We start from the raw sequence: 11,102 nt of genomic DNA, 5'->3' as shown, positions 1-11,102 counted from the left end.
TAGTTATTTTTTCTTTTGGTTTTTAGGCTTCATAAGGTCGAGACGAAGAGATACTATATGTGTATATAACGGATTTGACTGGTTGGCCAGATTTGTAAATGCATAATCTACATAAAAAGAATTGCCGAGTTTGAAACCGGCACCAGCTCCCGGTTGATAGATCCACACTTTCTTTTGATTAAGTGTATCACCATCAGCCAGTGTTTTCTGAAAATTAAAAATTCCTCCACGCAGGAAGAACACATCTTTGATATTTAACTCAGCTCCAATTCTTGGATCGGCATTGATCACCTCAGAACTGATCACAGTATTACGCTGTCCATCAAACGTGAGATCGAGATTTACTTCAGCTTTTAGTGAAAGATTTTTTCTGAATCGAAAATCATAAGCACCACCAATGACTAAACGTGGGGCTGTTAACTCTGTTGATTTAACAGGTATCTCATTATTGGTGAGAAACAAAACTTCTTTCTCCCTCTCAGTAAAACTAAACGACCAGGCGTTGAATGTTGTAGTAATATCTCTTGCAGCAGCACCAACCGACCAGTTCTTTCCTTTCATCTGGAAGCCAACATCTAAACCAAACCCCCAGGCTGTTGCAAAACTTCCAACTTTACGATGGATCACTTTTGCATTTACACCCACGCTCATCGATTTATTTTCAGTCTCTTTAATTTTTTGAGCAACAGATAGTATCACTGCATAATCGGCCGAAGAAAAAGAACGAAGATTGGCATAGTTCACGCTGCCATCAGGCTCGATCAGATAAAGTGTATTGGGAATATCATCTACTGCAAAACGTAAGAAAGAAAGACCGATCGTACGCTTATTATTTGCAACAGGAATTGCTAAAGCTCCAAAATCATATTTGCCTATGCCGGCAAAATATTCAGCATGCATTAAGGAAAGAGAAGGATCATTTTTTACAGCTGTTAATCCTGCAGGATTCCAATAACCAGCAGTAGCATCGCTTACAGATGCCACTTGAGCGCCCCCCATACCAAAAGCACGGGAACCAGCACCAATATTTAAAAATTCGTTGGAATAAATACGGATTTGCGCAAAGCTGTTTGCGCTATACAAAAGGGTAACAGATAGGATCAGGGTTGCTCGGGTTATCATCTGGTCAGTATTCTGATAAACAATTAGTTTCTTATTAAAGAGACATACTTCCTTTCGAAAGCTGCTCAAGGCATTGACAAAAGTAAACATTCTATTGCCGAAAGCAAACTCTGTTTAAGAAAGTACCAGCTTCTCGAAACGCTGATTTTCAGTGTTTATTGCTCCTTTTTAGTAAAATGCCCTCCGCTGCCCTACTTTTGCGAAAAATATTGCTAAAAAACATGCATTTGATCGACGAATTACGATGGAGAGGGATGATACAGGATATCATGCCCGGAACGGAGGAACAACTGAAAAAAGAGATGACTACGGCTTATATCGGCTTTGACCCTACGGCTGATAGTCTGCATATTGGCAGTCTTGTACCGATCTTATTGCTTGTTCATTTTCAGAAGGCGGGCCACAAACCAATTGCTTTGGTGGGCGGTGCTACCGGTATGATTGGCGACCCCAGCGGTAAAAGCCAGGAAAGAAATTTGCTGAATGAAGAAACGCTCAACAAAAATATAGCTGGTGTAAAAGCCCAGTTGGAAAAATTCCTTGATTTTGATGCTTCAAAAGTCAATGCAGCTGAAATGGCCAATAACTACGATTGGTTTAAGAGTATTTCATTCATCGATTTTTTGCGTGATACCGGCAAACACATTACCATCAACTACATGATGGCGAAGGATAGTGTGAAGAAGCGCATTGAAAGTGAAGTTGGCTTGAGCTACACCGAGTTTGCTTACCAGCTGATGCAGGGCTACGATTTCTATTGGTTGTACGAAAATAAGAATTGCAAACTCCAGATGGGCGGAAGTGATCAGTGGGGAAATATCACCACCGGCACGGAACTCATCCGCAGAAAAGTGAATGGAGAAGCCTTTGCGTTCACTTGTCCATTGATCAAAAAAGCAGATGGCACCAAGTTTGGCAAAACCGAACAGGGTAATGTGTGGTTAGATTCAACCAAAACAACACCGTACCAGTTTTACCAGTTTTGGTTAAATGCAAGTGATGCTGATGCTGAAGGATGGATCAAAATCTTCACATTTCTTAGAAAAGAAGAAGTTGATGGTTTGATCAGCGAACATCATAGCGATCCCGGCAAACGCATCCTTCAAAAACGCTTGGCTGAAGAAGTAACAAAATTTGTTCATGGTGAAGAAGAACTGAAGAATGCAGTTGAAACAACAGCTAAATTATTTGCCAATCAAACAGCATCAGCGGAAAGTCTGAGTGTTGATGATCTTGAAGGAATGGAAGGTGTGGTGAAGTTTGATTTTGCAGCAGATAAATTACAAGTTGGAATTGATGTGGTTTCTTTCTTAGCTGAAACAACCATTTTCCCAAGCAAAGGTGAGGCACGCAAAACTGTGCAAGGCGGTGGCGTAAGCATCAACCGTAAAAAAGTAGAAACAATCGATATGAAGATCGACGTTTCGTTACTCCTTCATGAAAAATATCTGCTGGTACAAAAAGGAAAGAAGAATTATTATTTAGTATCGGCTGTTTAAAGTGCCTGTATAGCTTTCCATATTTCATCGGCGACCAATTGGTTGCCGATTGCATTTAAATGAACACGGTCAGTGGTTAAAATGCCACGATCTTTATTCTCTTTGTTGTTCTTGTTGTTGTAATCGATAAATGATTTACGCAGATCCACCAATGGCAATCCATTCTTTTGCGCAAGTCCACGAATGATTTTGCTGTACTCTGTTAAATCCCCGTCTTGTTGATTACTACCATCGGTCTTCTCTCCTATCACTGCAGGTGTACATAAAATGATCTTTGCATTTTTTGCTTTGATCTTATCAATCACTGCCTGGTAAAATTTCGCAAACTTATCAGCATCAGTTCCTGTACCTGATGAAGCTTTATGCCACACATCATTTACCCCAATATAGAGCACTACTACATTTGGATTTTTTGCAAGCACATCATCTTCCATTCTTAAATACAGATCGTAAATTTTATTACCACCAATACCGGCACCAATAAAATCATAATTCATTTTTCCTTGTGCACGTGCCATACTGTCGATGCGTTTAACATATCCGCCGGGATTAACGCCTGCCTGTGTTATAGAATCACCAAAAAAGATGACTTTGATTTTATCCTGACGAGTGAATGCCAAAAGCATTAGAACGGAAATTGCGAAAAGAATTATTTTTTTCATACAGCTTTTTGAATCGATGATTTGACTAGATCAATTATTTATTCTACGTGTACTTGCTTTTTGATGAGTGCACCATCTTTTGCCTCCATTAAAAACTGACGCTCTTTTACCATGTAGCCATTTCCTTTTTCACAGAAATGTACTCTAAGATTTTCGATACTGATTGGATTACCATCGGGAATGTCAGCAATATTGGAATGCATCATGTCATGCCCATCAATGATGATCACCAAACCACTTCCAATTGCTTCCATTTTATTTCCTTCGGTGATGAGCATGCCAGTATCTTCACCCAAACCAATACCAATGCAGGAAGGGTTTGTTGCAACAGCTTGCGTTAACCGAACAAAACGCCCACGCTTTTCAAAATGGCTATCAATAATAACATTATCAATAAACCCTAAGCCTGCAGTCATTTTTACTTCGCCTTTCAAATAAGCACGTGCAGCATTTCCTTCATAGATCATTGTTTTGCTCATAGCCATTGCACCTGCAGACGTGCCAGCAATCACAAAACCGGCTTCCTCCTGGTAACGCTTTTTCAAAATGGCTAAAAACTCTGTTCCTCCATCGGTTACGCTTAAACGCATTTGATTACCACCAGAGAACATCACTGCATTGCAGATTTTGATACGTTCAAGATATTCAGAATTAGCTGTATCCTGCCTGTTGCGGATATGCAGCACGCCAATATTGGTGCAGCCGATCTTTCCAAATGCATTCATGTAATTATCCCCTACTTCGTATGGAATAGTTGAAGCAGTTGTTATTACTTCAATACGGGCATCAATACCACCGGCTTCTTCCACCACCCGCCTGAGAATACCCAGCTCAAAAAAGTTAAGATTATTGCGGTTTATTTCTCCCGCTTCAAGATCGGTCCCTTTATCTTCTGCACCGCCGATAGCGATCAGCTTTCCTTTTGGATACTGCAATGATTGTGATTTTTAGTTCCAAACAAAATTAAGGGTAAAATATTTCCTGTGTTGCCTTGCTTTTATCAACAGCATCGGATAAATTTTGATATATTCGGAAACAACATCAATCGACGGTTATGAAATGAGCCATAAAATTTTCGAGGTAACTCACATCGCACCGATGAAAATTTTATGGCGAATAGCATGTGGCCAAAATCAAATAAAAAATAACACATGAAAGTTCTTGAAATTAAAATTCTTCGTGGTCCAAACTATTGGAGTGTGCGCCGGACCAAACTCATACAAATGAAACTCGACCTCGAAGAACTTGAACAACGCCCCACTAACCACATTCCAGGTTTCCGTGAACGATTGGAAAAATTATTTCCCAGCCTTTACGGACATCGTTGCAGTGTGGGCAAACCAGGTGGATTTTTTCAACGGGTTGATGAAGGCACATGGATGGGCCATGTGATAGAACATGTAGCATTAGAACTGCAAACATTGGCAGGTATGGATACAGGATTCGGAAGAACCCGTGGCGCCAATGAAAAAGAAGGTGTGTATTATGTAGTGTTTACTTATCTCGAAGAAGATGCGGGTGTATATGCAGCCAAAGCTGCTGTGCGTATTGCTGAAGCGTTGGTTGCAGGAGAAGAATATAACCTGGAAGAAGATATTCAAAAGCTGAGAGAAATACGAGAAGATACAAGACTAGGCCCTTCAACCGGCTGTATTGTTGATGAAGCAGCCAAACGAAACATTCCTTACATACGATTGAATAAACAAAGTTTGGTGCAGTTGGGTTATGGTGTTCATCAAAAACGCATTCGTGCAACTATTGCATCAACCACATCAAATATTGCAGTAGATATTGCATGCGATAAAGAAGAAACAAAACTATTGCTCGAAGCTGCTGAAATTCCTGTACCTAGAGGAACGGTGATTCGCACTGAAGTTGGTTTAGATGAAGCCATTGAAAAATTCGGATACCCCTTAGTGATCAAACCAATTGACGGCAATCACGGAAAAGGGAATACCACCAACATTACCAATAAAGAACAGGCATTAAAAGCATTTGAAGCAGCGAAAGCATATAGCCGTAGTGTAATTGTTGAACGCTTTATTACAGGTTTTGATTTTCGCATACTCGTCATCAACCATAAATTTATTTGTGCTGCGTTGCGCACGCCTGCAAGTGTAATTGGAGATGGTGAACATAACATTCAATGGCTGATCGATGAAACCAATAAAGATCCCCGTCGTGGCTATGGTCATGAAAAAGTATTGACACAAATTACTGTTGATGGCAGCACTATGAAAATGCTGGAAGAGAAAGGATATACATTAGAGACAGTTCCGCCAAAAGGCGAATTGGTTTTATTAAAAACAACAGCAAATCTTTCAACAGGTGGTACATCAACAGATGTAACCGATGAGGTACATCCTGCAAATGTGTTCATGTGCGAACGCATCAGCAAAATTATTGGTCTTGATATTTGCGGTATTGATATTATGGCAACAGACTTACGTACTCCTGTGAGTGAAAACGGAGGAGCCATTCTCGAAGTAAATGCAGCACCGGGTTTCCGTATGCATATTGACCCAGCTGAAGGATTGCCACGTAATGTAGCAGAACCCGTGATCGACATGTTGTTTCCAAAAGGAAGTGTTGGTCGTATTCCCATTATCGCCATTACAGGAACAAATGGCAAAACAACTACAACACGGTTAACTGCACATATTGCAAAAAGCGCAGGTAAGAAAGTTGGTTACACAACAAGTGATGGTGTTTATATTCAGAATCATTTAATGATGAAGGGCGATTGTACCGGGCCAATCTCATCAACATTTGTATTAAAAGATCCCACCGTTGATTTTGCAGTATTGGAATGTGCAAGAGGTGGTATTTTAAAATCAGGTCTGGCATTTCAAAATTGTGATGTGGCCATTGTTACAAATGTTGCTGCAGATCATATTGGCCTTGGCGGCATCAACACTGTTGAACAAATGGCGAAAGTAAAAGCAGTTGTTCCTGAAACGGTTTTTCCGCATGGCTATGCGATTCTTAATGCAGAAGATGAGCTCGTTTATAAAATGAAAAATGATCTGAAGTGTAATGTTGCGTTGTTCAGTATGGACGAAAACAATCCACGCATTAAAGAACATTGTGCTGGTGGCGGATTAGCGACTGTTTTTGAAAATGGTTTTATCAGCATCATGAAAGGCACATGGAAAATAAGAGTGCTTCCTGCAAAAGATATTCCGCTTACCTACGAAGGCAAAGCGGTGCATAATATCGCCAACTGTTTACCAGCAGTACTTGCCACATATCTTTATCGTGACATCAGCATTGATGATATTCGCCAGGGGTTACTCACGTTTATACCAGGCGAAAGCTTAACGCCCGGTCGTTTGAATTTCTTTCACTTTAAAAATTATACGTTCCTCGCCGATTTTGCGCACAACCCACACGGACTTCAATTGCTTTGCGAATTTGTAAACAAACTCGATTACAAGTATAAAGTCGGCGTTATTAGTGGTACAGGCGACCGGAGAGATGAAGATATCCGTGAACTTGGTGAAATCAGCGGTAAGTATTTTGATGAGATCATCATGCGATGCGATAAAAACCTGCGTGGCCGCACAGCAGAAGAAATCATGGACTTGCTTGAAGAAGGCATTCGGAAGGTGAATAAAACCATTCCGGTGATGAAAATTGCGAATGAAAATGAGGCGTTGGAATATATTTACGCTAATCCGAAGCAAGGTGCCCTTTACACCATTATGTGCGATGTGGTGGCCGGAGCGCTCGATAAGATCAAAGAACTGAAAGATCGGGAAAGCAAGAGTTGATCAATTTGATAAATTTTTTGGTTGATCATCTGTTGCACCTTATTTTTGCAGCCCCGAAAGGGAGATTGGCCTATAGTATAATGGTAGTACGACAGATTTTGGTTCTGTTTGTCTTGGTTCGAATCCAGGTAGGCCAACAAAAACCCTCCACATTGTGGAGGGTTTTTGATTTTAAAGACCATTCCGGGAGTATTTTCAGGCATCCTGCAAGATGCCGATACATTTTTGCAAGCTCTCTTTCCACTCCGGAACGGCCACATTAAAGGTTGATTTGATCTTTTCTTTATTAAGCAAAGAATAATGAGGGCGACGTGCGGGTGTTGGGTATTGAGCTGTTTCAATTGGATGCACAATGGCTTTACTACTGGTTATTTCTTTAATAGCCTGAGCAAATTCATACCAACTGATCTTTCCTTCGTTGCTATAATGATAAATACCACTCACCCATTTGCCGGAAGAAATGATATCGAGAATTGCTTTTGCAAGATCAGCAGCATAGGTTGGAGAACCGATTTGATCAGCTACAACATTTAATTCATTGCGTTCATTCATTAACCGCATCATTGTTTTCACAAAGTTGTGACCAAATGAAGAATACACCCAAGCAGTACGAATAATGATGGCATCTTCATCTTCTTTCATGCACAACTGCTCACCTAAAAGTTTTGATTTACCATAGGTGTTGATGGGACCAGTCGCACCATCTTCTTTGTAAGGCGTTTCACTTTCGCCATCAAACACATAATCAGTAGAGATATGAATGAACTTCGTTTTATATTTTTTACAAACAGATGCAAGGTGACCAACAGCTTCTCCATTTACTAGCATGGCCATTTCCTGTTCGTTCTCGGCTTTATCAACTGCCGTATAAGCTGCACAGTTAATACAATACTTCGGCTTCGTTGCAATAAAAAAGTTCTCAACTAACCCAAAGTGGTGAAGCTTCAGGTCTTCTCTTGAAGCAAATACAAAACTATATTGCTGATAAGTATCTGCAAGTTGTTGCAACTCTTTCCCAAGCTGACCATTACTACCTGTAACAAGTATAACCGGCTTTTCCATATCAATTATTAAAAGAGGCTGTCTTCGCCCAGATCAGTAAATGATGAATTGAGCAGATCTTTCCCTGAAACGATTTCTCTACCGCTTTCAATTCGCCAATTAATATTCAGAGTTGGATCTTTGTACAACAAACCGCCTTCACTTTGTTTACTGTAGAAATTATCGCATTTGTACAACACTTCAGCCGTTTCGCTTAATACAGAAAAACCATGTGCAAATCCACGTGGCACAAGTAATGCATTTTTCTTCTCTGATGTTAATTCAACAGCATACACCTTTTTGAAAGTGGGTGAATCTTTACGCAGATCAACTACTACATCCAGGATTTTTCCACTTAAGCAACGAACCAACTTTGCCTGTGCATGTTCGCCTTTTTGAAAATGCAGCCCACGGATAACGCCGTAAGTAGAACTCGATTGATTATCCTGCACCCAGTTATAAAACAATCCTTCCTTCTCGAAAGTCTGTTGGTTGTATGATTCAAAGAAATAACCCCGGTCGTCGCCAAATACGTTTGGTTCAAACACTACTAAGCCCGGGAATCCTGTTTGTAAAAAAGCCATTACGATATGTCTGATTTATGATGTATGATTTCTGATTTTAACTACTGACCACTCACCTTTTTTCGTATTGCACATCGTAATATTTCTGGTAATCACCACTGGTTACATGGTTGATCCACTCTTCGTTACTTAAATACCATTCGACTGTTTTCTCTAGTCCTTCTTCAAACTGAAGCGACGGACTCCAGCCTAATTCTTTATTGAGTTTTGTTGCATCAATGGCATAACGCAGATCATGACCGGCACGGTCTTTTACATAAGTGATGAGCTTGGCGCTTTCCCCTTCTGCACGACCAAGTTTTTTATCCATGATGCTGCAGAGCAAATGAACCAGGTCAATATTTTTCCATTCGTTGAATCCACCTACATTATAACTCTGTCCCTGTTTTCCATTATGGAAAATAGTATCGATCGCTCTTGCATGATCTTCTACAAATAACCAGTCACGAACATTTTCACCTTTACCGTACACAGGCAATGGCTTGTTGTTTTTGATATTGTTGATCATTAACGGAATCAATTTTTCCGGAAAATGATGTGAACCATAGTTGTTGCTGCAGTTACTCATTACCACCGGCAAACCATAAGTATCATAATAAGCCATTACAAAATGATCAGACGCAGCTTTTGAAGCTGAGTATGGAGAATGTGGATCGTACGGTGTTTCTTCTGTAAAGAAACCAGACTCGCCTAATGAACCGTATACCTCATCTGTTGAAACATGATAGAACAGCTTGCCTTCAAGATTACCGGCCCAATGCTTGCGACATGCATTCAGCAAAATTGCAGTACCCAACACATTTGTTTTTACAAATGCCAATGGATCAAGAATACTACGATCAACATGACTTTCTGCTGCCAAATGAATTACAGCATCAAAATGATATTGATTGAAGAGCTGTTCAACAGCTGCTTCATCTGTAATATCAATTTTTGCAAACGCATAGTTTGGTTGATCCTGTACATCTTTCAGATTCTCCAGGTTGCCTGCGTAGGTTAAAGCATCACCATTTACAATTTTGTAATTGGGATATTTATTTACAAAAAGACGAATTACGTGACTGCCGATAAAGCCTGCGCCACCAGTCACCAATATTGTTTTATCGAATGTGCTCATTATAAACTCCAGTATTTGAGTTTTGAAATTTTATTCCGATAGATACCTTTTAGATCAGCAAACATGGCTTTCTCATTGGCAATAGACAACAAGTACTCTTCTGTAAATGCAGTATAGGGATGATGCGCTACTGCCAATACAATTGCATCATATCCTGTTCCAATTTCACCAGCAATCGTTAAACCATATTCATGATGTACTTCTTCTGCATCAGCATGCGGATCAACAAAATCTACAGCTACATTATACTCCAGCAACTCTTTTACCATATCAGCCACTTTCGAATTGCGGATATCTGCTACGTTCTCTTTAAACGTTGCACCCAGCACCAACACTTTTGCAGTAGCAGGATTTGGTGCATGCTTAATAATATGCTGAATAATTTTCTTTGCTACATAGCGGGGCATTTCATCATTCACAAAACGACCACTGGCAATTACTTTTGAATTATAACCAAGCTGCTGTGCCTTGTAAGTTAAATAGTAAGGGTCCACACCTATGCAATGGCCGCCTACTAAGCCCGGTGTGTATTTATGAAAGTTCCATTTTGTTCCTGCAGCTTCCACCACATCAAATGTGTTAATGCCAATGCGATCGAAAATGATCGAGAGTTCATTCATCAATGAAATATTCAGATCACGCTGCGCATTTTCGATGATCTTTCCTGCTTCTGCTACTTTAATGTTTGGTGCACGATGTACTCCAACCTTTACTACACTTTCATACACCGCAGCAATTTCCTGCAATGATTCATCATCGCAACCGGAAACAATCTTGATGGTGTTGCTTAATGTATGATGTTTATCACCCGGATTAATCCGCTCAGGTGAGTAGCCAATCTTAAAATCAATTTTTCCTTTCAGGCCGGAGAACTGTTCCAGGATCGGCATACAATCTTCTTCTGTACAACCGGGATAGGTGGTGCTTTCATAAATCACATAATCACCTTTCTTCAACACCTTACCCACAGTTTCACTTGCTTTCTCCAATGGGGTGAGGTCAGGAACTTTATGATCATCTACCGGTGTTGGCACAGTCACAATAAAGAAGGAAGCTTCTCTTAATACATTACTATCATCCGTAAACACAATATCCTTTCCTGCAAAACGGTCCGCCTCAACTTCCTTACTGGGATCTTCATTGCGCTGCATCATTTCAATGCGTTTCTTATTGATATCGAAACCGATCACCTGCATGTGCACAGCCAGTTCCAATGCCAATGGCAATCCCACATAGCCTAACCCAACGACTGCTACTTTCTTTTCTTTATTAATTAATGATTGATACATTTTCGATTTCTGATT

General features: G+C 40.2%; 9 protein-coding genes and 1 tRNA gene. 3 read left to right on the top strand and 7 right to left on the bottom strand.

What is annotated here, in order from left to right:
- Positions 1-3 precede the first annotated feature (3 nt).
- Entirely contained in the window at positions 4-1,122 is a 1,119-nt protein-coding gene (locus WG954_RS11700; protein WP_340436660.1) for a putative type IX sorting system protein PorV2, read from the bottom strand.
- A gap of 221 nt (positions 1,123-1,343) precedes the next feature.
- Here WG954_RS11700 and tyrS point away from each other — a divergent pair, with 221 nt between their 5' ends.
- Positions 1,344-2,621, top strand: coding sequence for a tyrosine--tRNA ligase (gene tyrS / locus WG954_RS11695; protein WP_340436658.1), 1,278 nt, complete (start codon positions 1,344-1,346; stop codon positions 2,619-2,621).
- Here the strand turns inward: tyrS and WG954_RS11690 are convergent.
- On the bottom strand, positions 2,618-3,247 hold the full coding sequence (locus tag WG954_RS11690; RefSeq protein ID WP_340436656.1) for an SGNH/GDSL hydrolase family protein: 630 nt from the start codon (positions 3,245-3,247) through the stop codon (positions 2,618-2,620). The two genes, tyrS and WG954_RS11690, sit on opposite strands and share 4 nt — an antisense overlap.
- 74 nt (positions 3,248-3,321) lie before the next feature.
- The gene (locus WG954_RS11685; RefSeq protein WP_340436654.1) at positions 3,322-4,218 is read right to left on the bottom strand and encodes a cyanophycinase; all 897 of its coding nucleotides are present in this window, start codon (positions 4,216-4,218) and stop codon (positions 3,322-3,324) included.
- A 216-nt stretch (positions 4,219-4,434) separates the two neighbouring features.
- Here WG954_RS11685 and cphA point away from each other — a divergent pair, with 216 nt between their 5' ends.
- Complete coding sequence (gene cphA / locus WG954_RS11680; RefSeq protein WP_340436652.1) at positions 4,435-7,056, top strand: cyanophycin synthetase; 2,622 nt, start codon at positions 4,435-4,437, stop codon at positions 7,054-7,056.
- A 66-nt stretch (positions 7,057-7,122) separates the two neighbouring features.
- A tRNA-Gln gene (locus tag WG954_RS11675) sits at positions 7,123-7,193 on the top strand.
- 58 nt (positions 7,194-7,251) lie between these two features.
- On the opposite strand, the gene rfbD is transcribed toward WG954_RS11675, so the two are convergent.
- The 4 genes from rfbD to WG954_RS11655 are packed head-to-tail and all read right to left on the bottom strand — an operon-like array spanning position 7,252 to position 11,087.
- Complete coding sequence (gene rfbD, locus WG954_RS11670; protein WP_340436650.1) at positions 7,252-8,118, bottom strand: dTDP-4-dehydrorhamnose reductase; 867 nt, start codon at positions 8,116-8,118, stop codon at positions 7,252-7,254.
- Between the two features lie 8 nt (positions 8,119-8,126).
- The gene (rfbC, locus tag WG954_RS11665; RefSeq protein ID WP_340436649.1) at positions 8,127-8,681 is read right to left on the bottom strand and encodes a dTDP-4-dehydrorhamnose 3,5-epimerase; all 555 of its coding nucleotides are present in this window, start codon (positions 8,679-8,681) and stop codon (positions 8,127-8,129) included.
- 52 nt (positions 8,682-8,733) lie between these two features.
- Complete coding sequence (gene rfbB, locus WG954_RS11660) at positions 8,734-9,798, bottom strand: dTDP-glucose 4,6-dehydratase (RefSeq protein ID WP_340436646.1); 1,065 nt, start codon at positions 9,796-9,798, stop codon at positions 8,734-8,736.
- On the bottom strand, positions 9,798-11,087 hold the full coding sequence (locus WG954_RS11655; RefSeq protein WP_340436643.1) for a nucleotide sugar dehydrogenase: 1,290 nt from the start codon (positions 11,085-11,087) through the stop codon (positions 9,798-9,800). The genes rfbB and WG954_RS11655 overlap by 1 nt, the downstream gene beginning before the upstream one ends.
- Between the last annotated feature and the right edge of the window lie 15 nt (positions 11,088-11,102).

Source organism: Lacibacter sp. H375 (assembly GCF_037892425.1).
Taxonomy (GTDB): domain Bacteria; phylum Bacteroidota; class Bacteroidia; order Chitinophagales; family Chitinophagaceae; genus Lacibacter.
Note: the sequence above shows the minus strand (reverse complement) of the source record. Positions and strands in the feature narration are given on the sequence as shown.

Excerpts from the sequence above, each read along its gene's own strand:
- tyrS (WP_340436658.1), top strand. The coding sequence starts at position 1,344 with ATGCATTTGATCGACGAATTACGATGGAGAGGGATGATACAGGATATC.
- WG954_RS11700 (WP_340436660.1), bottom strand. The coding sequence starts at position 1,122 with ATGATAACCCGAGCAACCCTGATCCTATCTGTTACCCTTTTGTATAGC.
- WG954_RS11690 (WP_340436656.1), bottom strand. The coding sequence starts at position 3,247 with ATGCTTTTGGCATTCACTCGTCAGGATAAAATCAAAGTCATCTTTTTT.
- WG954_RS11655 (WP_340436643.1), bottom strand. The coding sequence starts at position 11,087 with ATGTATCAATCATTAATTAATAAAGAAAAGAAAGTAGCAGTCGTTGGG.
- rfbC (WP_340436649.1), bottom strand. The coding sequence starts at position 8,681 with ATGGCTTTTTTACAAACAGGATTCCCGGGCTTAGTAGTGTTTGAACCA.
- cphA (WP_340436652.1), top strand. The coding sequence starts at position 4,435 with ATGAAAGTTCTTGAAATTAAAATTCTTCGTGGTCCAAACTATTGGAGT.
- rfbB (WP_340436646.1), bottom strand. The coding sequence starts at position 9,798 with ATGAGCACATTCGATAAAACAATATTGGTGACTGGTGGCGCAGGCTTT.
- rfbD (WP_340436650.1), bottom strand. The coding sequence starts at position 8,118 with ATGGAAAAGCCGGTTATACTTGTTACAGGTAGTAATGGTCAGCTTGGG.